The following is a 21,702-nucleotide window of genomic DNA, read 5'->3' as shown; positions in this document are numbered from 1 at the left end:
GCCTTCGAATCTGGAGGTAGACGCGTGCGCAAACTGGCGGTGGTAATGGCGGTGCTGGCCCTGGCGGGCTGTGACAACGAGGTCGAAGGCGTGCACAAACAGGTGGCCGAACACCTGAACAACCCCAAGACGGCCAAGTTCGCCAACGTGCGGTTCGACACCCAGGGCTCCATCTGTGGCCAGGTACGTGGCAAGGACGATGCCGGGCAGTACGAGCCCTACCGCAGCTACGTGGCCATCAAGCATGACGGTCAGTACGAGATCCTCATCGATCAGACGGGCAACAACCTGCGTATCCGCGAACTCTGCGGCGGCGCCGACCTGCAGCGCCGCGCCGACGCGATCGCCGACCAGCCGGCACCCGAGGGCTGGGATGTGGAAGTGATCCAGGGCCCGAACATGGGGGCGCTGACCGACATGACCGCGCGTCTGATCGAAAAGGGCATTCCTTCCTGGGTCGAATACCGTGACAGCAAGCCAGTGGTCTTGATGGGGCCGTTCCCGACCAGGGACGAGGCCGATGCACGCAAGGCCGAAGTGATGGCCAAGCTGGGGACCGACTCGATCGTCATCCAGCACGGCGCCAAGCGCTGAGCCTGGGAGCAACGGATACCCCGGCGAAACTGTCACAGCCGCAAGGTCGCAGCTATGCTGCAAGTGGCAGGGTTTCAACGGGGGAGCGCCTCATGGCAACGCTGGAAAAGGCCATCGTCGTGGCCACCAGGGCACATGACGGACAGTTCGACAAGGGTGGGGCTGCCTACATACTCCACCCGTTGCGGGTGATGGCACGCATGGTCACGCCCGAGCAGCGGATTGTCGCGGTGCTTCACGATGTGCTCGAAGATACCCCCCTGACACTGTCCGACCTGGCTCGCGAAGGCTTCCCGCTCAAGATCCTCGCTGCGTTGCTGGCGCTCAGCCGGCGCGACGGGGAGAGCTATGAAACCTTCGTCGTGCGTCTGGGTGTCGACCCGCTGGCCCGCCAGGTCAAGCTGGCGGACCTGGCCGACAACAGCGATCTCTCGCGCATCCCCAGCCCTGGTCCCGCGGATCTCGCCCGGCTTTCTCGGTACCAGCAGGCCAGCGCCTACCTGCGCGCGCTGACCTGACCCGGCTCAGCCGCAGGCCTTCAGGTTGACCGGCCCGACGAAGTCGTTGCCACGTCCCATCACGCACGCCACCTGCTGGTTGCGCTGCAGCTCCCAGGCTTGCGGTGGGTAGGTCTTGTTCCAGGCTTCGAACAGCTGGCGGTCCTGTTTCGACAGGCGCAGGTCGTACTGCTTGCTCATGTAGAAATACGTGCGCGCGATCATGCCGCGGATCGAGGGGCGCGGCATCACCTTCTTGGCCTTGAAATCGACCTGGGTCAGGCAGGCACCGTACTGGCCCTGCTGCGCGGGCAGCCAGCCGAAGCTGTAGTTGCTGCGGTCGCCGTTGACCTCGCCGATGCTCGGCACCAGATTGTGCAGGTCGGCCTCGGCGCGCTGGTAGACCGTGTCGTGGCGCGAGCAGTTCTTGCGCCCGCCGCTCTGCCAGCACTGGCGTTGGTGGCCGATCTGCCAGGCCGGCACGATGTGTTCCCACTCGATGCGCGAGGCCCGTTGCAGGTTCTTGCGGGGTTCATAGCCACAGGAGGCCAGGTCGACCTTGTTGCCCTTGTACTTGCAGCCACAGTAGAACTCGGTGGACTGCGGCGCATACAGACGCCACGCGACCTTCTTGGCTTCCTGGAAGGTGCGTGGGGCGTCGGCATGGGCGAGGGTGGTGGTCAACAGCAGGCAGGCGGCAGCGAAAAGCGAAACTCTCATGTGCGGTCAGTCTTCCTTGGGCACGGTCCAGAAGATCTGCACGCCGCCGTCGTCGCGGTGGGCGAGGGTGACATTGTCGTTCTCGGCAATTTCCTCGAGCAGGTTGTGCCAGTCGTCGGGCGATTCGTGTTCCAGGCGGAAGATCAGCGCGGCGCGGCTGCGCTGGGCGGTGGGGCTGTTGATGATCTTCTGGATGCGCTGACCCAGTTGTTCGTAGCTGCTCGGTGTTGCGACGGCGGTACTGGCCACAGGGGGAGTCCTTGTTTTGCTGTATGCGCATACAGTATTTCACTGTAGGCCGTTTCGCAACAGCGAGTAGGCTAAAAGCCCGATCAAGGGACTCCCAACTGTAGCCTCACACCGCCTTGCTGTTCAGCAGGCGCAAGCCAAGGCCGATGAATAGCGCCCCGCAGGCACGCTTGAACCAGGCGGCGATGGGCGAAGCCTTCATGCGCTGGCCGAAGCGGTAGGCGGTGAAGCTGTAGAACGAATGCACCGCGCAGACGATCACCGCCATGCTCACGTACATCACCGTGAACTGAGCGAGGATCGGTCGACCGGGCTCGAGGAATTGGGGCAGGAACGCGACGAAGAACATCAGGCTCTTGGGATTGCTCGCCGAGACCAGGAACGCCTCCCCGGCAATGCGCCATCGCGACAGCGCGCTGACCGGCAGCGCAGCCGTGGCCGGTGGGCTGGCAGGGTTGCGCGAGAGCAATTGGCGTACCCCCAGGTAGATGAGGTAGCCGGCACCTGCCAGTTTTAGCGCCAGGAATGCCGTGGGCAGCGAGATCAGCAGCGCGCCTACGCCCATCGCCACGGCAGTAATCGCCAGCAGTTGCGCGGTGAGATTGCCCAGCATGCTCATGCCCATGCCCGAGGGACCATGGCGCAATGCGTTGCGCACGGTCAGCAGGACATTGGGGCCGGGAATGAGCGAGGTGAGCAGGTAGGCGAGGGAGAAGGTCAGCCAAAGGTGCAGGGCCATGGAGCGCGTCCTGTGCGCAGGGGGGAAACTGCACGATGCCAGCAATGCCGTCGGACCGCCATGGGAATTTGCCGGCTGACGCTGGCCATGGCGGCAGTCGTCAGCCCGGGCGACGCATGTTTACCAGAGCGCCACCGCAGCGGCCCCGACCACTCGCGTGAAAGTGGCGATCGCGCTGTCCACTTCGGCCTCGCTGGTGTAGCGCCCGATGCTCAGGCGCACGCTGTTGCGCGCCTGGCGCTCATCGAGCCCCAGCGCCAGCAGCACGTGGGAGGCGGCATTGCTCGCCGAGTTGCACGCCGACGTGCTGGACAGCGCCAGCTCGCCCGCCAGGGCCAGGCTGTTGAACCCTTTGGCATCGATGCACAGGTTGAGGGTATGGGGAATGCGCTGTTGCGCACAGCCATTGAGCGTGACCCCCGGCAACGCCAGCAAGCCATCGCGCAGGCGCTGGGCGAGTCGCTCGAGGTGCTGGTACTCTGCCTCGCCCGGCTGGCCGGCGAGGGCGAAGGCGCTGCCCATGCCGACGATCTGGTGGGTGGCCAGCGTGCCGGAGCGCAGTCCGCGTTCGTGGCCGCCGCCATGCATCTGCGCGCGCATCAGCGGGCGGGCGCGAGGGCCGACATAGAGGGCGCCGATGCCTTTCGGGCCGTAGACCTTGTGGGCCGAGAACGACATCAGATCGACTGCCTGGCATGCCAGGTCGATCACCACCTTGCCTACCGCCTGGGCCGCATCGACATGCAGCAGGGCCCCCTGCTGGCGAACCCGCGCGCCAATGCTGGCGAAGTCGGTGAGCGTGCCCAGTTCGTTGTTCACCGCCATCAGCGACACCAGGCGCGTGTCCGGGCGCAGCGCCGCCTGTACGGCGTCGGGCTGGATCAGGCCGTGGGCATCCGGCGCCAGGCGGGTCACTGCCCAGCCCTGGCGTTCCAGTTCCGCGGCGGTGTCGAGCACGGCCTTGTGCTCGAGCTGGCTGGTGATCAGGTGCCCCGGTTGGTCATAGCCCTGGGCGATGCCCTTGAGGGCGAGGTTGTTGGATTCGGTGGCGCCGGAGGTCCAGACCAGGTCGTCGACTTGCGCGCCGATCCGCCCTGCCACCTGGCGACGCGCCTGTTCGACCGCCTCGCGGGCCATCTGGCCGTGGAGGTGCCCAGTGGAGGCCGGGTTGCCGAAGTTGGCCGAACGGCCAAGGCAGCCAAGCATGGCTTCGATGACCCGGTCATCGACCGGGGTGGTGGCGGCATAGTCGAAGTAGAGCGGGGTACTGGACATGATCGTGTGCGGGTCCGTGCGGGGACGCCGCCTGCCGGCGTCCATGACCTGCATGTTAAGCAAGAATGGAGATGAAAATTTTTCCTTGATCTTGTGATTTAAAGACTTTGAAAATATTTTTTTCTACGAAATGACATGCATATGGAAAATTAATTTCCGAGGGCTCAGGCGCTTTCCAGTGCTTGCTGATCCTGCGCCACCACTCGCTCGCACAACTCGATGATCTGCTCACGCATCCAGCGGTTCGCCGGATCCTGGTCGGTGCTTTCGTGCCAGTAGAGGTGGGTTTCCAGCGCCGGCACCTCCACCGGCAGCGACTGATAGCGCAACTGGTGGCGGCGGGCGAAACGCTCGGGCACGGTCATGACCATGTCGGTCTGCTGCAGCACCTGCGAGGCCATCAGGTAGTGCTGCGAGCGCAGCGCGACACGCCGTTGCACGCCCATCTTGCCCAGGGCCAGATCGACATAGCCCAGGCCGTTGCGGCGGCTGGAGATATGGATATGGGTCATGCCCAGGTAGGTGTCGAGCGTGAGCTTGCTGTCGGCCAGCGGATGGCCGGGGCGCATGGCGCAGACATAGTGATCCTGCATCAGCTTGACGTGCCGCACCTGCGGATCGGTATTGAGTGGGGCATCGACGGCGAAATCCAGTCGCCCGGCCGCCAGTTCCTTGGTGGTTTCGCGGCGCTTGCACAGGAAACTCTCGATCACCAGCGCCGGAGCCAGGCGGCGCAGGCGCTGGAACAAGGGCGGCAGGATCACCGCCTCGGTCAGGTCGGTCATGCTGATGCGGAAGGTCTTGCTGGCCTGCAGCGGGTTGAAGATGCGGCTTTCCTGCACCGAGGTGCGCAGCAGCGTCAAAGCGTTGCGCACCGGGCCGATGATGTTCTGCGCCATGGGCGTGGGCACCATGCCCTGGGCGGTGCGCACGAACAGCGGGTCGTTGAAGGTCTCGCGCAGGCGCGACAGGGCGTTGGACACCGCCGGCTGGGTGATGCCGACGATCTGCCCGGCGCGGGTCAGGTTGGCTTCGGTGTAGATGGCGTCGAAGACGATGAACAGGTTGAGGTCGACCTTGCTGAGGTTCATGGGCGCCGCTCTTCGTTGGAGTTATCGGTCGATCATATATCGGTTATGAATGTTTATACACGTAGAAAATAGACTAGGTGGATGAAGGGTGGCTGTTCTAGGCTCAGGTCCATGTTCTTCATTGACTGAAGGTAGCCCCGATGGATTTCGCCTATTCGCCCAAGGTCCAGGCACTGCGCGAGCGCGTCGCCGCATTCATGGATGCATACGTCTATCCGGCCGAGCCGGTGTTCGAGCGCCAGGTCGCCGAGGGCGATCGCTGGCAGCCCACCGCGATCATGGAAGAGCTCAAGGCCAAGGCCCGTGCCGAAGGGCTGTGGAACCTGTTCCTGCCTGAGTCTGAGTATGGCGCGGGGCTGAGCAACCTCGAGTACGCGCCATTGGCCGAAATCATGGGTCGCTCGCTGCTGGGGCCCGAGCCGTTCAACTGCTCGGCGCCGGACACCGGCAACATGGAAGTGCTGGTGCGCTACGGCAGCGAGGCGCAGAAACAGCAGTGGCTGGAGCCGCTGCTGCGTGGCGAGATCCGTTCGGCTTTCGCCATGACCGAGCCGGACGTGGCCTCTTCGGACGCCACCAACATGGCGGCCAGCGCCGTGCGCGACGGTGACGAGTGGGTGATCAACGGTCGCAAGTGGTGGACCTCCGGCGCCTGCGACCCACGCTGCAAGGTGATGATCTTCATGGGTTTGTCCAATCCGGACGGCCCGCGCCACCAGCAGCACTCGATGATCCTGGTGCCGACCGACGCACCCGGGGTGAAGATCGTTCGCCCGCTGCCGGTGTTCGGCTACGACGACGCGCCCCACGGCCACGCCGAAGTGCTGTTCGAGAACGTGCGCGTGCCTTATGAAAACGTGCTTCTTGGCGAGGGCCGCGGCTTCGAGATCGCCCAGGGGCGCCTCGGCCCGGGCCGGATCCACCACTGCATGCGCTCGATCGGCATGGCCGAGCGCGCCCTGGAGCTGATGTGCAAGCGCTCGGTCGAGCGCACCGCTTTCGGCCGGCCCTTGGCGCGGCTGGGGGGCAACGTCGACAAGATCGCCGACTCGCGGATGGAGATCGACATGGCCCGCCTGCTGACCCTGAAGGCCGCCTACATGATGGACACCGTCGGCAACAAGGTGGCGCGCAGCGAGATCGCCCAGATCAAGGTGGTGGCGCCGAATGTCGCGCTGAAGGTGATCGACCGGGCCATCCAGATCCATGGCGGGGCGGGGGTGAGCGGTGATTTCCCGCTGGCGTACATGTATGCGATGCAGCGTACCCTGCGCCTGGCCGACGGGCCGGATGAAGTGCACCGGGCAGCGATCGGCAAGTATGAGATTGGCAAGTATGTGCCGAAGGAGATGTTGCGTAGCGGGCACTGAAGAGCATCGTGACCAGCCCGCTCAGGTTCGGCTGCACGCCTGAACAGGCTGGTTACAGGGTTGGTTTTAAGACTTTTCTCTAGGCAGAGTAGGAAAGGTCTCTTTCGCTTTTTCTCGGGTAACAGGGCGACCTTCACTTGTTAGGTTCTTGAGCTTTCAGCGCAAAAGGAACCTGCACATGTATCGCGTCAGTCTTGAAGGGAAAGGCCAGGCAGTAGATGGTGATGTGACCACCACGGGTGCAATCTGCATTGCCAGCGGTGAGGGTTACATCTGTGATGGGCGAAAGGTCCTGCGGGTCGGGGACTCGACTACCGAATGTCCGCTCTGCTGCCAACCTGGCGTCGTTGTAGAGGGCTACCTCGGGTGGATTTCCGACGGTCAGCCACTGGCGATGGATGGTTCCCTGGTTGCCTGTGGCTGCCCGAACGGCAGTAACAGGGTGGTTGCTCCTTTGGGTGGAATGGCGCCGTCCAGTCATCCCATGCATGGCCGGCTGACCAACGCAGCAACGGCCCCCAGCGCCCGCGCCCTCCATGCCCCAGCCAACGCACAGATGCCTGGTGCCATCGCCTCTGCGCAAGCCGGGTTGGAGCCCGGGTTTCATATCGTTCCCCGCAGCATGTCCGGCCCCCAGGTACTGGCGCAGTTGTTGGCGCAGGACAGCACACTGCCTATTGCACGCATCCAGCGCCTGAACCCTACCTTCGACCAAGGTTTCAAGGCCGGTGAAATCTTTGTCCTCGGTGACCCCGACAACCACCACGCCTGCACCCGCGAGGAGGCCGACCTGATGGCTGCGGCGCAGCGGGCTCGGGAGGCACTGGCTGTGCTCGACGAGCAGGAGGCCAACTTCATGATGCAGCACATTGGCGAGGTCGCCGGAGTGCTCAACGGCGCGAGTCAATCCATGGGCGTGGGCAAGGACATGCTGTCGCGCGGGCTGGGGCAAGTGGGAGATACGCTCAAGGGGCTAGAAAACCTGCATCAGCGCGAGTTCACCTTGCATGGTCATCTCAATAGCCCGCAATTCTTCGAATCACGTCGAGCGCTCTATCAGCAGCTGGATGCACAGCTGCGTAGTGCGTTTCTGGGTAAGTACCTGAACCTTGGTGGGCATGACAGCCTGCGCAAGAGCTTGAATATCTCTACTAAAAGCCTCGTGCATCACTGGTCAAAGGCAGGTGTACCGGGGGCGATACCGGGGTATGCGACGCATTTGGATGAAGTGGCGAAGATGTCGAAGTATTTGAAGTATGGGGGGCATGTGGCGGTGGGCTTGGGGGCGACGTCTTCTTACATGAAGATTTACGAGGCTTGCCGTGCAGGGGAGACCGAAGAGTGTAAAAAGGTCAGACTTACTGAAACTGGTAGCTTTACTGGAGCCCTTGGTGGAGGAGCCGCTGGAGCCTGGGGCGGACAAATGGCAAGTAAATACGTTTGTTTTTTCGGCCCGTTGGGGAGAGCAGCCTGTGGAGTCGCGATGGTCGGGGCCGGCTCTTTTGTGGGTAGTACTGTTTTGGGGGAAGTCGGAGAGAGGGTTGGAGAAGTAATTTACGAGGCTGCATATGATTGACTTGAGCCATTGGCCAGCTGGGCTGAGGATTGCGATATTATTAGTGCCATTCGTGAGTGTATTTGCCGGTATTGTACTAATTACGCATATGGCCTCCTCAAGGCAATTCGATGTTATTTGTGCGGCACTTCATCGGAGTCAGTGCCTGCGTGAGGAGCTGAAGAAGGGGGGAGGTTACACTTTGAAATTGCGATCTATGACGGTTAGTGCCATGGCGGGTGAACTATTGTGGCCGGCTTTGTCAATTCGGAGAGGTAGTCTGAATGCTGAAGACTATCGTGAGTTTCCGGTCTATCTCAAAAGGCGTATGAGGGTTGCAGCTTGTTGTATTTTTACTGGCTTGAGTGGATCGGCGTTTATTGTTTTTTTCGTTGATTTTACTCGGCCTTGAAACGCCGTGTGCACGCCTATGAAGCGAAAGTCTTCGCGAAGAACTGAAAAACGGTGGCGCGCTGACGCTAAAGTTTCGACTGATGACAGTGAATGCCATGACGGCCAGCATGTTCCGGCCTAAGTTAGGTATTCGTCAGGGGTGGCTGAGTCCGGAGGATAGTCGCGATTTTCCGGTCTACCTGAAAAGGCGCATGAAGCTAGGTATGCACTGCATTCTGATCGCTGTTGTCTGGATGGCTTTCGTTGCTCTCCTGGTGCAGTTCAAGCGTGTCTGATGTTTCCATTTGCATGGCCGGGTTGTGCGAACGATTGCCTATCGCAGCTGCTCATGTCGGTCCGACCAGCGCGCCTTGCATTGGTAGAGCTTCAGGTACCAATGCGGGGCGCGGTGGCAGGTGTTTACTCAGGGCGTCTTGAGGTCCAGCACCAGATCCTTCGCCGCCTTGGTCGCGAGCACGCTCATCAGTTTGGCCATTTCGTCCTGACGACCAAGCCCCGCGTCGGTACCTCCCATCATCACGCTGGGCACCGGTGCCTGGGCCGCCGCGTCGGCCCAGGCACGGTTGATCTGCACCAGGGCATCGAGCTTGGTCTGCAGGGCACCGTCGGCCTTGAGCGAGGCCTCTCGCGCATAGGCCTCCGCGTCGGCGGTGATCTTGGTGGCCTCGGCATTGACCTTGGCTTTGTCACGGAGCAGCTCGGCGGTTTGCTTGTCGATCTCGGCCTGGCGTTTTTCCCGTTCGGCATTGATCAGCGTGAGCTGCTTCTCGGTCTCGGCTTGCGTGGTGCGTTCGATCTGCTGGCGCAGACTTTCCTGGCGCTTGGCCTCGACGTCCTTGGCGCCGCGGGCCGAGACCAGCTCTTTCTCTTCCTCTTCCTTGAGCCGGTTCTGCCGGGCCACGGCCAGTTCGGCCAGGGCCTGCTGCACCCTTACCATGCGCTCCTGATACTGGGGGTTGGGGTCGATGTGCGTCACCCGGGCATCGACGACCTCGACGCCGAACAGGCGGAACTGCTGTTGCTTGCGCAGTTCCTGGCCGTCCTTGTCGAGCTTCTTCTCGATGACGAAGCGGGTCGCGGAGTTGTCGCCGAAGCTGCCCTGGTCGGTGCCCGACTGGAGTATGGCGGTCTGTGCCGGCAGGTTGTCGCGCTGCACGCGGATCTCCTTGCGACTGGTCAGGTACAGGCCGTTGCGCAGCTGGTTCTCGAACTCGGCGCCGAAATGACTGCGGTTGCCGGCGTAGTAGTCATCGGCGCTCATCAAGGAAGCCGTGGCCTGCAGGGTTTCCTTGACCGCGGGCAGCAGGGCGCGTTGCAGGAAGTTGTCGGGGGTGCGGTATTCCTGGGCAATCTTCAGGAAAGCATCGCCCGAGGGCAGGCGGAACTGGGTGCTGAATTCCGCCTTGGCGTCTACGTTGCCGAGGAACACGATCGGCAGGTTTTCCAGGACTACCGAGGGATGTCCGCTGCGGTTGTCTTCCTGATTGTCCACCCGCAGGGCCGACTGGACGCCAATGGTGCGTCGCCAGACCGTGCTGCGGCCGAACCATTGGGTCGCGTAGCCGACGTCCTCGACCACCTTCTCCTCGCCGAAGATCGTGCGCACGTGGGTCATCTGGCCCGCTTCGTTGTAGAAGAACACATGATTGAACAGCGTTGCGACGCCGCCCAGGACGACGACCGGGATAGCGATGCTGGCGATGAGCCTGCGACTGATGTGGGGGAGGGTGAAGCCAGGGATTGGCAGTTTTTGCATGGAAGCACTCCTTGTGCGAGAGCAGGCATGCTGGCGATGCAGAGGGCACATTCCAATCAGATCGGGTGGGTGTGGTCGTAGGATGAATCTCGATAGCCTGACAGCAGAAAACCCGCCGTAGCGGGTCTTCCGGGTTCGAGTCACTTGCTTGGCGTCAGATCCCGGCCGCCAGCTTCGCACCTGTCTGCCGACGACGATAGGCGCTGTCCCGGCTGGCCAGCCACCAGTACAGCGGCGAGGTGATCGCCAGCCCCACCAGCCACGACAGGTCGGCGCCGTTGATGTGCGCCGACACCGGCCCGACATACAACGGCGTGTTCATGAACGGAATCTGCACCGCGATGCCCACCGCGTAGGCGATCAGCGCCTGCGGGTTGTAGCGCCCGTAGATGCCGCCGTCGACCTTGAAGATCGACTCGATGTCGTAGTCGCCCTTGTGGATCACGTAGAAGTCGATCAGGTTGATCGCCGTCCACGGCACCAGCACCACCAGCAGCACCAGGACCATGTCGACGAAGTGGCCGATGAAGTCGGCCGAGGCGAACACCGCCACCACGCAGCAGGCGGCCAGCACGATCAGCGACAGCACGGCGCGGCTCTTGGCGGTGGGGATCCAGCGGTAGGCGAAGGTCTGCACCAGGGTGATGATCGACAGCACCGCGCCGTACAGGTTGAGCGCGTTGTGGCTGATCACGCTGAGCAGGAACAGCACCAGCATCAATGGGCCGAGGGTGCCGGTGGCGAGCTTGACCGCGTCCATGGTGTCCATGCCGGCCGGGATCGCCAGCACCGCGACCGCGCCGAAGATGAACGACAGGCTCGAGCCCAGGGCCGAGCCCAGGTAGGTGGTCCAGAAGGTCGAGCTTACCTTGACGTCGGCCGGCAGGTAGCGCGAGTAGTCCGACACATAAGGGGCGAAGGCGATCTGCCACAGCGCCGCCAGCGACACGGTGGCCAGCCAGCCGGCCAGGTTGAAGCCGCCGCGGGTGAGGAAGTCGTCGCTCTGCACGTGGCTGAAGATGTAGCCGAAGCCGACCACGATACCGATGCCCAGCACCCAGGTGCCGATGCGGTTGAGCACATGGATGAAGCGGTAGCCGATGATGCCGATGATGCCCGAGCCCAGCGCGCCGATGACGATGCCCACCGGTACCGGCACGGCCTCGACCACGCCATGCAGCGACTTGCCCGCCAGGACGATGTTGGAGGCGAAGAAGCCGATGTACATCACCCCGGCGATCACCACCACCAGCAATGCGCCGAGCGAGCCGAACTGGGCGCGGCTCTGGATCATCTGCGGGATGCCCATCTGCGGGCCCTGGGCCGAATGCAGCGCCATGAGCACGCCGCCGACCAGGTGGCCGACCAGGATGGCGACGATGCCCCACACCAGGTTGAGATGGAATAGCTGCACGCCCAGCGCGCCGGTGACGATGGGCAAGGGCGCGATGTTGCCGCCGAACCACAGTGTGAACAGATCCCTTACCTTTCCATGGCGGTCTTGCGGCGGCACGTAGCCGATCGTGTGTTTCTCGATGAGGGGGGCCGAATTGGCTGCGCTGGTCATGACTGACTCCAAGGCAAGGTGGGGCATCGGGTGTTGCCCGGGTGCGTGCCGGCAAGGGGCGACGCGTTCTTGTTGGAGCGATGATGCGGGGCGGGCCGGGATCGAGAAATTAGTAAATATGTGCTCATGAACCTTAAAAAAGCTAAGGCTGGCAACAGGCCGCATGGGGGCTGGCAGGTGCCGCTGACGGGCTTTGGGCGCGGACCTTTCAAGGTCTTGGGGGCGATTGACCGAGTGAGGGCCGCGAGGTGTTCGCCGTTAGCATTGCAGCGCCTATCAGATCGAGCGCCGCCCGCGCGGCGCATCGCGACGCAAGGCCGCTCCTACATTTGTTGCAACGTGCCGAACCTGTGAGGCCATGGTTGCCCGCCTTGGTGCATGCCTCAAGTCAGGCGAGGCGCCAGCAGTGCCCGCCTTGATACCGTGTCGTACCAACAAGGCGGACCAGGTAATGGCACAGGAGAGACTGGCCCGAAACAGATGTAGGAGCGGCCTTGCGTCGCGATGCGCCGCGCGGGCGGCGCTCGATCTGATAGGCGCTGCAAGGCCAACGGCGAACACCTTGAAAGGGATGGGCTTTAAGCGGGCACCATCGCAAAGCCGACGCCGAAGCGGTTCCAGGCATTGATGGTGGCGATGGCCAGGGTCAGGTTGGCGACCTCTGAGCTGGAGAAGTGCTCAAGCAGCGCCTGATATTCATCCTGCGGCGCGCCACGCTCGGGCAGGCGCGTCAGGCTTTCGACCCAGGCCAGGGCGGCGCGCTCGCGTGGGCTGAAATAACGCGTTTCGCGCCACACACTCAAAGTCTGCAGGCGGGCTTCGGTTTCCCCGGCCTTGCGCGCATCGTTGGCGTGCATGTTGACGCAATAGGCGCAGCCATTGATCTGCGAGGCGCGCAGGCGGATCAGCTCCAGCAGCGAGTGCTCCAGGCCCGAGGCGATCAGGGCCTGTTCGAGACCGACCATGGCTTTGTAGGCTTGCGGCGAGTGTTTGGCCCATTCGATACGGTCATGCATGGTGTGGCTCCAGATGGATAGGGAAGTGACGTCACCTTAGCGCCAGCCAAGCTCAGGTCGAATAGCCAATCGCGCGCTTTGCCAGGAGGCCAATCGCTCATTCAGCTGGCCACTGATGGGCATGCAATCTCTTCATTTCAGCCGTGGCCGCCGAGCCGGGATAATGGGCCGGTCTTTAGCGGAGAACCGATTCATGTCCGACGAACGCTACATGCGCGAAGCCCTCGACCTGGCCCGTGCCAACATCCACGCCGGCGGTCGCCCGTTCGGTGCCGTGCTGGTGTACCAGGGACAGGTCGTGGCCCGTGCCGTCAACGAGATCCACAGCACCCAGGATCCAACCAGCCATGCCGAGATGCAGGCGATTCGCCAAGCGGCCCGGACCTTGGGGCGGGCGCGTCTGGAAGGGGCGGAAATCTACGCCAGCGGCCATCCCTGCCCGATGTGCCTGGCAGCCATGCACCTGTGTGGCATCGAGCGGGCCTGGTTCGCCTATGACAATGACGAGGGCGAGCCCTACGGGCTGTCCACCGCCGCGGTCTATGCGCAGATGGCGCGTGCGCCGCAGCAGCAGAGCTTGCCGCTGCGTCCGCTCAAGCCGGCTGGCGAGGATGGCCTGTACCGCGAGTGGCAGCAGGCCGGCCAGGCATGAGGGCGACACTGAACCTGTTGCTGGTGGTGTTGCTGGCACTGAACCTGCGGCCGATCCTCACCAGCATCGGCCCGTTGCTCGAACCCATGCGCCAGAGCACCGGGCTGGGCTACCAGCAGGCCGCGTTGCTGACTGCGTTGCCGGTGCTTTGCATGGGCCTTGTGCCGCTGCTGCAGCCTTGGCTGCGGCGCTGGTTGAGCGAGCACGGTGGCATGCTCGCCGGTCTTGCGGCCATCGCCCTGGCTTGCGTGTGGCGTCTGCAACTGGACAGCGCCTGGGCGCTGATCGCCAGTGCGGTGGTCGCCGGCCTGGGCGTGGCAGTGGTGCAAGGCATGATGCCGGGGCTGGTCAACCGTTGGTTCCCCAGCCGTCTGGCGGCGACCATGGGGCTGTATTCGGCGGCGCTGATGAGCGGTGGCGGCTTGGCGGCTGTGCTCGGTCCGTCGCTTACCGCGCACTTCGGCCACTGGCAGGCCGGCCTCGGCCTGTGGGCGGTGCCTGCGCTGCTGGCGCTGCTGGCCTGGCTTGTCCTGCGCCCACGGCAGGACGTCCCCAGCCTGGCGGGAGGCGGCGGCGGGCACTGGTTCGGCAACCGTCGCGCCTGGCTGCTGGCCCTGTATTTCGGACTGATCAATGGCGGCTACACCAGCATGGTGGCCTGGCTTCCGGCGTACCACCTGGAGCATGGCGGCACGGCCCAGGGTGGCGGTGAGTTGGTCGGCCTGATGACGATCTTCCAGGTTACCGGTGCCCTGGGCCTGCCCTTGCTGCTGCGCCGCCTGGTCGACCGCCGTCCCGGCCTGTGGCTGGCCCTGCTGATACAACTGGCCGGTTTCCTCGGCCTGTTGCTGGCGCCGGCCAGCGCGATGGGCCTGTGGGTGGCGATGATCGGCCTGGGCCTGGGGGCCTGCTTCAGCCTGAGTCTCACCTTGACCCTCGAGCACCTGCGCGCACCGGGTGAGGCCGGAAGCCTGGCCGCATTCGTTCAGGGCGTGGGCTTCATCGTCACCGGGATCGTGCCGTACATCACCGGTTGGCTGCGTGATGTCAGCGGCGACTTCCAGGCCTCCTGGACCTTGCTGGCCTGCACGGTGCTGGCGATGCTGCTGGTGACCGCGCGTTTCGCCCCGCGCGGTTACGCCCAGGCGATCGCCCGTGCCGAGCCCCCATCGGTGACGTCACTCAGCTGAGCTGCTGCAGGGTGTCGCGCACGCGATCCAGGGCCGGGTCGATGTCCAGCAGCTCGATGGCGCCGAAGCCCAGCGCCAACCCCGGGCGTACCGGGGCCTCGCTGAAGAACGGTGCCAGTGAGTAAAGGCCCACCTCGACCTTGCGCGCCAGGCGGATCAGCAGTTCGACATCGACGCCGGGCGTGGCCAGCGCGCTCAGGTGAAAGCCGGCGCTGGCGGGCACGGCGTTGAACCAGGGCGCGAGATCGCCGCCGAGCCGGTTCAGGATCCGCTCGCGGCGTGCGCTGTACACCTCGTGGCAGCGACGGATGTGCTTGTTCAGGTAACCCTCGCTGATGAACCGCGCCAAGGCCCACTGATGCAGGCTCGGACTATGCCAGTCGCTCAGGTGCTTGGCCACGCAGGCGGCTTGCAGCACTGCCGGGGGGAGTACCGCATAGCCCAGGCGCAGCTCCGACAGCAGGGTCTTGGAGAAGGTCCCGACATAGGCCACCAGCCCGTGTCGGTCCAGGCGCTGCAGGGCCTCGGCGGCCGGGCCCTGGTAGCGGAACTCGCAGTCGTAGTCGTCCTCGATGATCAGCGCGCCGAGCTCGGCTGCCCGCGCGAGCAGCGCCTGGCGTCGCGGCTCGGCCATGGGCATGCCCAGTGGAAATTGATGCGACGGCGTCACGTAGATCAATCGCGTGCCGTCCTCGATGGGCTCCACGCACATGCCCTGGTCGTCCACCGGTACCGACTGCAGTCGTGCGCCCAAGGCCAGGAACAGTTGGCGCGCGGGTGGGTAGCCGGGGTCCTCCATGGCCACCTTGCAACCGGGCTCGACCAGCACCCGGGCGATCAGGTCCAGGGCCTGCTGGGCGCCGTTGCACACCAGCACATCGCCAGCCCCACACTGCACGCCTCGGGTGTAGGCGATGTGGTGGGCGATGGCTTCGCGCAGCTCCGGCAGGCCCTGGGCCGCGAACTGCCGTTCGCTGTGCCGCTGGCTGCGGCGCAGGGCGTAATTCATGCAACTGCGCCACTGGTCATAGGGGAACTGCGCCTTGCTCGAGGCGCCGCCGATGAAGTCGTAGCGCGAGGGCGCGTCCAGCGCGCCCCGGCCCAGCACCGTGGTGCGCTGGCGCCAGCGTTCGAGGGTATCGGCGGCGGCCAGCGGGACGGCCTCGCTGGCGTCGCAACGGATGGGTTGGCGCGGGGCGATGAAGGTCCCGCGGCCGACCACGCCATTGAGCAGGTTGTCGTAGGTCAGGCGTGAATAGGCCTCGGCCACCGTCTTGCGCGACACACCGAGCTGTTCGGCCAGCAGGCGGGTGGGGGGCAGTTGGGTGCCGGCGGCCAGGTGACCGCTGTCGATGCCGGCGCGTAGTTGCTGGTAGAGCTGGTCGGCGAGGCCTTTGCGGCCTTCGAGGCGGATGTGCAGTTCCATCGGGAGGACAGTCCGAAGCGCAGGGGATGTCAAAGCTTCGGGGTTTGCCGGCAAACCTGCAAGGGACGGCGTCACAAGCCCACACTCGCGCAACAGGGTCTCTCGCACGGGCGAGTGGGTTTCAGAGGCGGGCGGTGCTGATGGTGATGTAGCCCTTTTCCGGCAGGGCGATGCGGATCACCGTTTCGTCGTCGCAGTCCTTGCGCTTCTGCTTGATGCGCACGCCATCGATGGCGGCATCGCGCATGCGGGCGGGAATGGCATGCCCCTTGGCGTCGAAGAGCGCCTCGCTGGCGAGCAGTTCGACACGTTCGATCAGTTGGCGGGTGTGCTCATCGGTGGCGCAGAAGAAGCGTACGCCGGACAGGTGCGGGTTGTCGTCGGGGTTGCTGACCTCATGGGCCAGCAGTTGGCGTAGGGTGTGGCGCAATTCTCGGGTGGGCATGGCTTGGCCTCGTCTGGAAGGCGTTGACCGCGCAGGGCGGCCTTGAGGTTTCCAGGTCGGATGATGTTTTTGCCTTGAGTAGGCAGCAATCAGGAAGCGTCCGTGCTTTTGGTAGGAGGGTTCCGAAGTTACAGCCAGGGCCTGATCATCGCCTTGATCCGTATCAGCCTTGCTGCCGATGGTGCGATTCACGAGGCTGTTGCACAATCTGGCATCTATCCACTCGCATTGCCGAGGTCAGCCATGCACAGCCACTTCCAGCCCGTCGCCCTGGCCAAAGCCTATCGTCTGCTCAATCACGGACCGACCGTGCTGGTCTCGGCCAGTCACGACGGGGTCGACAACGTGATGGCCGCTGCCTGGGCCTGCGCGCTGGATTTCGACCCGCCCAAGGTGACGGTGGTGCTCGACAAGACGGCCCGCACCCGCCAACTGGTGGAGGGCAGTGGCTGGTTCGTGCTGCAGGTGCCCAATGCGGCGCAGGCCAGGTTGACCTACCAGGTCGGTAGCCAAAGTCTGTTCGACCAGCCCGACAAGCTGGCCAGCATCGGTGTCGCCCTGGCCAGGGTCGAGGGCTATCCGGCGCCGTTGGTCAACGGCTGCTCGGCCTGGCTGATGTGTCGGGTGATCGACGAGCCACACAATCAGCAGACCTACGACCTGTTCATCGGCGAAGTGGTCGCGGCCTGGGCCGACGACCGGGTGTTCCGTGACGGGCACTGGGCGTACGAGCACGCCGATCCGGCCTGGCGCAGCCTGCACTACGTGGCCGGTGGGCATTTCTATGCGATCGGCGAGCCGTTGGTGATCGAGCAGAACGGCTGATCACAGGCCCGTGGCCCCGGCCTTGGCCACCTGGGCATCCTGCTCAGGCCTGACCCCGGACACGCCGATCGCCCCGATCACCTGGCCGTCGACCCGCAATGGCACCCCCCCTTCGAGGCTGGTCAGCAGCGGCGCGGTGACGAACGCCGTGCGCCCACCGTTGACCATCTGCTCGTAGTCCCGCGTTTCGCGCCGGCCCAGGGCGGCGCTGCGGGCTTTCTCCAGGGCGATGTAGGCGCTGGCCGGCGCACAGCCGTCCATGCGCTCCAGGGCCAGCGGATGGCCGCCATCGTCGACCACCGCGATGGTCACCGCCCACTGTTCGGCCAGGGCTCGCTGGCGGGCGGCGTCGAGCAGCCGCGTGATGTCCTGCTGATCCAGCACGGATTTGCTATGCATGCGAGGCCTCCGTTTCGAGTGCCGTTTCGATGATTTCGACCCAGTGCCGCACGGGGGTGCGTCCGGCGCCGCCGAGGTGCAGTTGGCAGCCGATGTTGGCGGTGGCGATGACGTGCGGCTGATCGCTCTCCAGCGCCGCCAGGCGGTTGTCGCGCAACTGGCGCGACAGCACCGGTTGGGTCAGCGAGTAGGTGCCTGCCGAGCCGCAGCACAAGTGGCCATCGGGCACGGCGGTCAGGTGAAAGCCCAGCCGGGTCAGCAGCGCTTCGACCGCGCCGCCGAGCCCGAGCGCGTGCTGCAGCGTGCAAGGGCAGTGGAAGGCCAGGCGTTGTTCGGCGCACACCCCGAGCCGCTCGAGGGGTTCGGCCTGCAGCACCTGGACCAGGTCGCGGGACAGCGCACTGACGCGCGCGGCCTTGGCGGCATAGCGCGGGTCGTTTTCCAGCAGGTGGCCATAGTCGCGCACGAACGCGCCGCAGCCGCTGGCCGTCTGCACGATGGCCTCGGCGCCGGCCTCGATCGCTGGCCACCAGGCATCGATGTTGCGCCGGGCACGTTGCAGGCCTTGCTGCTGGGCGTCCAGGTGATAGTCGACGGCGCCACAGCAACCGGCTTCGCGGATTGGCTCGACGCTGATGCCCAGGCGGTCGAGCAGGCGCGTGGCGGCGGCATTGGTGTTTGGCGACAGTGCTTGCTGCACGCAGCCTTCGAGCAGCAGCACACGGCGGGCATGGCGCGGGATGGGGTGGTGGCCCGGCGCTGGCACCTGGGCAGGCAGCTTGTCCTTGAGGCCGGCCGGCAGCAGTGGGCGCAACGCCAGCCCGGCGTGGACCAGGGCCTTGAGTACGGCAGGGCGTGGTACCAAGGCGCGCAAGCCATTACGTAGCAACCGCTGGTTCAGCGGACGTCGCACTTGCTGGTCGACCACGGCGCGGCCAATGTCGAGCAGGTCGTGGTACTTGACCCCCGACGGACAGGTGGTTTCGCAGTTGCGGCAGCTCAGGCAGCGATCCAGATGCTGTTGCGTGCTGGCCGTGACCGGCTCGCCTTCGAGTACCTGCTTGATCAGGTAGATGCGCCCGCGTGGCCCGTCCAGCTCGTCGCCGAGCAACTGGTAGGTGGGGCAGGTGGCGGTACAGAAGCCGCAATGCACGCAGCTGCGCAGGATGCGCTCGGCTTCTTCACCGCGGGCAAGCCGGCGGGCGGATTCGCTGAGGTGGGTTTGCATGGACGAGCCTCACAGGTCGGCGTACAGGCGGCCAGGGTTGAAGATGCCCTGGGGATCGAGTTGGTGTTTCAGCGCCAGGTGATAGCGCAGCATGGCCGGGGCCAGTGGCGCCCAACTGTCGTCGCCGGGCGCGTAGGCGGTGGCATGGCCGCCGTAGCGGGCGATCTGCTCGCGAAGGGCCTGCGCTGGCACGTCGGATTTCAGCCAGCGTTGGGCGCCGCCCCAGTCGAGCAACTGCCGGCCCGGCAGGTCCAACACGTCTGTGGCATTGGGTAGCGACAGACGCCACAACGTCGCAGGGTCGCTGAAGAACACCAGGCGCTGCTCGCGCAGATCGCTCCAGAACCGACTGTCCAGCACGTCGCCTCCCAGCCGATCGGCGGCCGAGCGCACCGACCCTTCGCCGCCTTCGAGGCGCAGGTACAGGGCTTCGCCGTCGTGGCAGGCGGCGCTGATCGGCAGGGGTTGCTGGCCCCATTCGGCCAGTGTGGCCAAGGCTCGGTGGTGGTTCATCTCCAGGCGCAGGCTCTGACATTGACGTGGCCGTGGCAGCACTTTCAGCGATACCTCGGTCAGCAGGCCCAGGCAGCCGAAGCTGCCGGCCATCAACCGTGACACATCGTAGCCGGCGACGTTCTTCATCACCTCGCCGCCAAAGCGCAGCAGCTTGCCGTGGCCGGTGATCAGCCGGGTACCGAGCACATAGTCGCGCACCGCGCCGGCCCAGGGCCGGCGCGGCCCGGACAGGCCGGCGGCGACCATGCCGCCGAGCGTCGCCCCGGTCCCCAGGTGCGGAGGCTCGCAGGGCAGCATCTGGCCGGCCTGGTGCAGGGTCGCCTCGATGTCTGCCAGCGGTGTGCCGGCGCGCGCCGTCAGCACCAGTTCACTCGGTTCGTAGCTGACGATGCCGCGATGGCCTCGGGTGTCGACGATTTCGCCGGCCACCGGGCGCCCGAGCATGGCCTTGCTGTTGCCGCCCTGGATGCGCAGCGGCGTGCCCAGGTTCAGCGCCTGGTTGACCTGCTCGAGCAGGTCCTGACTGAGGTCGGCGTTCATCAGAAGCGCTCCAGGTCGGGGAACGGTAGTTGCCCGTGATGCACGTGCATCGCGCCGAATTCGGCGCAGCGCTGCAGGGTGGGAATGTTCTTGCCGGGGTTGAGCAGGCCCAGTGGGTCGAAGGCGGCCTTGATGGCGTGGAACAGGGTGATCTCGTCGCTGTTGAACTGGGCGCACATCTGATTGATCTTCTCCCGGCCCACGCCATGTTCGCCGGTGATGCTGCCGCCCACCGCCACGCACAGCTCGAGGATCTTGCCGCCGATGGCCTCGGCCCGCTCCAGTTCGCCGGGCAGGTTGGCGTCGAACAGGATCAGCGGATGCATGTTGCCGTCGCCGGCGTGAAACACGTTGGCCACGCGCAGGCCGTACTGCTCGGAAAGCGCGCCGATGCGCTTGAGCACCCGTGACAGTTCGCGACGCGGGATGGTGCCGTCCATGCAGTAGTAGTCCGGCGAGAGGCGCCCCACCGCCGGAAAGGCATTCTTGCGCCCGGCCCAGAAGCGCGCCCGCTCGGCCTCGTCGCAGGCCAGGCGCACGTCGCGCGCGCCGGCCTGGCGCAGCAGGGTGTCGACGCGCTGGCAGTCGTCCTCGACGTCGGCCTCGACGCCATCGAGTTCGCACAACAGGATCGCCGCTGCATCCACCGGGTAGCCGGCGTGGACGAAGTCCTCGGCGGCGCGGATCGCCAGGTTGTCCATCATCTCCAGCCCAGCGGGGATGATGCCGGCGGCGATGATCTCGGCCACCGCTCGTCCAGCGTGCTCGACGCTGTCGAAGCTGGCCAGCAGCACCCGCGCCACCTGCGGCCTGGGCAGCAGCTTGACGGTCACCTCGGTGACGATTCCGAGCATGCCTTCGGAGCCGGTGAACAGTGCCAGCAGGTCGAAGCCCGGGGTGTCCAGGGCGTCACTGCCAAGCACCAGGTGCTCGCCCTCGATGGTGAGGATGTCCACCTTGAGCAGGTTGTGCACGGTCAAGCCGTACTTGAGGCAATGCACGCCGCCGGCGTTCTCGGCGACATTGCCGCCGATCGAGCAGGCGATCTGCGAGGACGGGTCCGGCGCGTAGTACAAACCGTGGGGCGCCGCTGCCTGGGAGATCGCCAGGTTGCGCACGCCGGGCTGTACACGGGCGTAGCGACCTTGTGGGTTGATTTCGAGGATGCGCTTGAAGCGTGCCATCACCAGCAGGATGCCCTGGCTCAGCGGCAGGGCACCACCGGACAGGCCGGTGCCGGCCCCTCGCGCCACCACGGGCACGCCACGCTGGTGGCAGAGCCTGAGCAGCGCCTGCACCTGCTCCAGGCGCTCGGGCAGCACCACCAGCAGAGGCACCGTGCGGTAGGCCGAGAGGCCGTCGCATTCATAGGGCTTGAGGTCTTCGTCGCGGTGCAGGATGTCGAGGTCGGGGAGGGTGGCGCGCAGGGTCTTCAGCAGTTCGGTCTTGTCGACGGCAGGCAACGGGCCATCGATGCGTTCGTCGTGGAGGATGTTCATCGGGCTCACTCGGTGGATTCTTGTTGTTCCCGGCAGGCTGGGCGGCAATGGGCTGTTCGTCGAGCGCTTTGGCGGCTGGTCCTACCAGTTTGCTCGCGACGTACTACGCTAGCTGTGGTCTTGGCGTGTGGCGCGAGCG

Annotated in this window: 21 protein-coding genes; 7 read left to right on the top strand and 14 right to left on the bottom strand. The window is 65.0% G+C overall.

What is annotated here, in order from left to right; all coding sequences use genetic code 11:
• The first annotated feature begins 24 nt into the window (after positions 1 to 24).
• Both ACYUME_RS15885 and ACYUME_RS15880 read left to right on the top strand, forming a co-directional pair.
• Positions 25 to 594 carry an SPOR domain-containing protein gene (locus tag ACYUME_RS15885; protein ID WP_279881045.1) on the top strand — a complete coding sequence of 190 codons (570 nt, stop codon included), beginning with the start codon at positions 25 to 27 and terminating at the stop codon, positions 592 to 594.
• Between the two features lie 92 nt (positions 595 to 686).
• Complete coding sequence (locus tag ACYUME_RS15880) at positions 687 to 1,112, top strand: GTP pyrophosphokinase (RefSeq protein ID WP_460415685.1); 426 nt, start codon at positions 687 to 689, stop codon at positions 1,110 to 1,112.
• Between the two features lie 6 nt (positions 1,113 to 1,118).
• Here ACYUME_RS15880 and ACYUME_RS15875 read toward each other — a convergent pair whose 3' ends face one another.
• From ACYUME_RS15875 to ACYUME_RS15855, 5 genes are all read right to left on the bottom strand, one after another.
• The gene (locus ACYUME_RS15875) at positions 1,119 to 1,811 is read right to left on the bottom strand and encodes an endonuclease I family protein (protein ID WP_279881041.1); all 693 of its coding nucleotides are present in this window, start codon (positions 1,809 to 1,811) and stop codon (positions 1,119 to 1,121) included.
• A 6-nt stretch (positions 1,812 to 1,817) separates the two neighbouring features.
• Positions 1,818 to 2,060 (bottom strand): DUF1654 domain-containing protein, encoded by a 243-nt coding sequence (locus ACYUME_RS15870; RefSeq protein ID WP_279881039.1) that lies wholly within the window; start codon positions 2,058 to 2,060, stop codon positions 1,818 to 1,820.
• Positions 2,061 to 2,166: 106 nt separating this feature from the next.
• Positions 2,167 to 2,799 carry a LysE family translocator gene (locus ACYUME_RS15865; RefSeq protein ID WP_460415683.1) on the bottom strand — a complete coding sequence of 211 codons (633 nt, stop codon included), beginning with the start codon at positions 2,797 to 2,799 and terminating at the stop codon, positions 2,167 to 2,169.
• 120 nt (positions 2,800 to 2,919) lie between these two features.
• Complete coding sequence (locus ACYUME_RS15860; protein WP_460415682.1) at positions 2,920 to 4,074, bottom strand: cysteine desulfurase family protein; 1,155 nt, start codon at positions 4,072 to 4,074, stop codon at positions 2,920 to 2,922.
• A 164-nt stretch (positions 4,075 to 4,238) separates the two neighbouring features.
• Complete coding sequence (locus tag ACYUME_RS15855; protein WP_279881033.1) at positions 4,239 to 5,165, bottom strand: LysR family transcriptional regulator; 927 nt, start codon at positions 5,163 to 5,165, stop codon at positions 4,239 to 4,241.
• Between the two features lie 140 nt (positions 5,166 to 5,305).
• Between ACYUME_RS15855 and ACYUME_RS15850 the strand changes: the two genes are divergently transcribed.
• The gene (locus ACYUME_RS15850) at positions 5,306 to 6,535 is read left to right on the top strand and encodes an acyl-CoA dehydrogenase (RefSeq protein ID WP_460415679.1); all 1,230 of its coding nucleotides are present in this window, start codon (positions 5,306 to 5,308) and stop codon (positions 6,533 to 6,535) included.
• A gap of 178 nt (positions 6,536 to 6,713) precedes the next feature.
• The gene (locus tag ACYUME_RS15845) at positions 6,714 to 8,111 is read left to right on the top strand and encodes a PAAR domain-containing protein (protein ID WP_460415677.1); all 1,398 of its coding nucleotides are present in this window, start codon (positions 6,714 to 6,716) and stop codon (positions 8,109 to 8,111) included.
• A 796-nt stretch (positions 8,112 to 8,907) separates the two neighbouring features.
• On the opposite strand, the gene ACYUME_RS15840 is transcribed toward ACYUME_RS15845, so the two are convergent.
• From ACYUME_RS15840 to ACYUME_RS15830, 3 genes are all read right to left on the bottom strand, one after another.
• Positions 8,908 to 10,260: an SPFH domain-containing protein gene (locus tag ACYUME_RS15840; RefSeq protein ID WP_279881024.1), complete on the bottom strand. Its 1,353-nt coding sequence runs from the start codon at positions 10,258 to 10,260 to the stop codon at positions 8,908 to 8,910.
• A gap of 154 nt (positions 10,261 to 10,414) precedes the next feature.
• Positions 10,415 to 11,827: a purine-cytosine permease family protein gene (locus ACYUME_RS15835; RefSeq protein ID WP_279881022.1), complete on the bottom strand. Its 1,413-nt coding sequence runs from the start codon at positions 11,825 to 11,827 to the stop codon at positions 10,415 to 10,417.
• Positions 11,828 to 12,405: 578 nt separating this feature from the next.
• Positions 12,406 to 12,843 carry a carboxymuconolactone decarboxylase family protein gene (locus ACYUME_RS15830; RefSeq protein WP_279881020.1) on the bottom strand — a complete coding sequence of 146 codons (438 nt, stop codon included), beginning with the start codon at positions 12,841 to 12,843 and terminating at the stop codon, positions 12,406 to 12,408.
• A 193-nt stretch (positions 12,844 to 13,036) separates the two neighbouring features.
• Here ACYUME_RS15830 and ACYUME_RS15825 point away from each other — a divergent pair, with 193 nt between their 5' ends.
• Positions 13,037 to 13,495 carry a nucleoside deaminase gene (locus ACYUME_RS15825; protein WP_279881016.1) on the top strand — a complete coding sequence of 153 codons (459 nt, stop codon included), beginning with the start codon at positions 13,037 to 13,039 and terminating at the stop codon, positions 13,493 to 13,495.
• Entirely contained in the window at positions 13,492 to 14,685 is a 1,194-nt protein-coding gene (locus ACYUME_RS15820) for a cyanate transporter (RefSeq protein ID WP_460415674.1), read from the top strand. The genes ACYUME_RS15825 and ACYUME_RS15820 overlap by 4 nt, the downstream gene beginning before the upstream one ends.
• Here the strand turns inward: ACYUME_RS15820 and pdxR are convergent.
• Together pdxR and ACYUME_RS15810 are read right to left on the bottom strand one after the other, a co-directional pair.
• Positions 14,678 to 16,111, bottom strand: coding sequence for a MocR-like pyridoxine biosynthesis transcription factor PdxR (pdxR, locus tag ACYUME_RS15815; RefSeq protein ID WP_460415672.1), 1,434 nt, complete (start codon positions 16,109 to 16,111; stop codon positions 14,678 to 14,680). The two genes, ACYUME_RS15820 and pdxR, sit on opposite strands and share 8 nt — an antisense overlap.
• A 121-nt stretch (positions 16,112 to 16,232) precedes the next feature.
• Positions 16,233 to 16,556 (bottom strand): hypothetical protein, encoded by a 324-nt coding sequence (locus tag ACYUME_RS15810; RefSeq protein WP_279881009.1) that lies wholly within the window; start codon positions 16,554 to 16,556, stop codon positions 16,233 to 16,235.
• 243 nt (positions 16,557 to 16,799) lie between these two features.
• On the opposite strand from ACYUME_RS15810, the gene ACYUME_RS15805 reads away from it, so the two are divergent.
• Complete coding sequence (locus ACYUME_RS15805; RefSeq protein ID WP_460415670.1) at positions 16,800 to 17,381, top strand: flavin reductase family protein; 582 nt, start codon at positions 16,800 to 16,802, stop codon at positions 17,379 to 17,381.
• Here ACYUME_RS15805 and ACYUME_RS15800 read toward each other — a convergent pair whose 3' ends face one another.
• Genes ACYUME_RS15800 through glcD form a run of 4 tightly spaced genes read right to left on the bottom strand, consistent with a single transcriptional unit; the run spans position 17,382 to position 21,563 of the window.
• Entirely contained in the window at positions 17,382 to 17,780 is a 399-nt protein-coding gene (locus ACYUME_RS15800) for a heme-binding protein (protein ID WP_460415668.1), read from the bottom strand. It abuts the gene before it with no gap.
• Positions 17,773 to 19,008 carry a glycolate oxidase subunit GlcF gene (glcF, locus tag ACYUME_RS15795; RefSeq protein ID WP_460415666.1) on the bottom strand — a complete coding sequence of 412 codons (1,236 nt, stop codon included), beginning with the start codon at positions 19,006 to 19,008 and terminating at the stop codon, positions 17,773 to 17,775. Before glcF ends, ACYUME_RS15800 begins: the two co-directional genes overlap by 8 nt.
• 9 nt (positions 19,009 to 19,017) lie before the next feature.
• Positions 19,018 to 20,064, bottom strand: coding sequence for a glycolate oxidase subunit GlcE (gene glcE / locus ACYUME_RS15790; RefSeq protein WP_460415664.1), 1,047 nt, complete (start codon positions 20,062 to 20,064; stop codon positions 19,018 to 19,020).
• The gene (gene glcD, locus ACYUME_RS15785; RefSeq protein ID WP_460415662.1) at positions 20,064 to 21,563 is read right to left on the bottom strand and encodes a glycolate oxidase subunit GlcD; all 1,500 of its coding nucleotides are present in this window, start codon (positions 21,561 to 21,563) and stop codon (positions 20,064 to 20,066) included. Before glcD ends, glcE begins: the two co-directional genes overlap by 1 nt.
• Positions 21,564 to 21,702 lie beyond the last annotated feature (139 nt).

Source organism: Pseudomonas sp. microsymbiont 2, from assembly GCF_054788395.1.
This window is presented reverse-complemented; position numbering and strand designations above follow the sequence as displayed.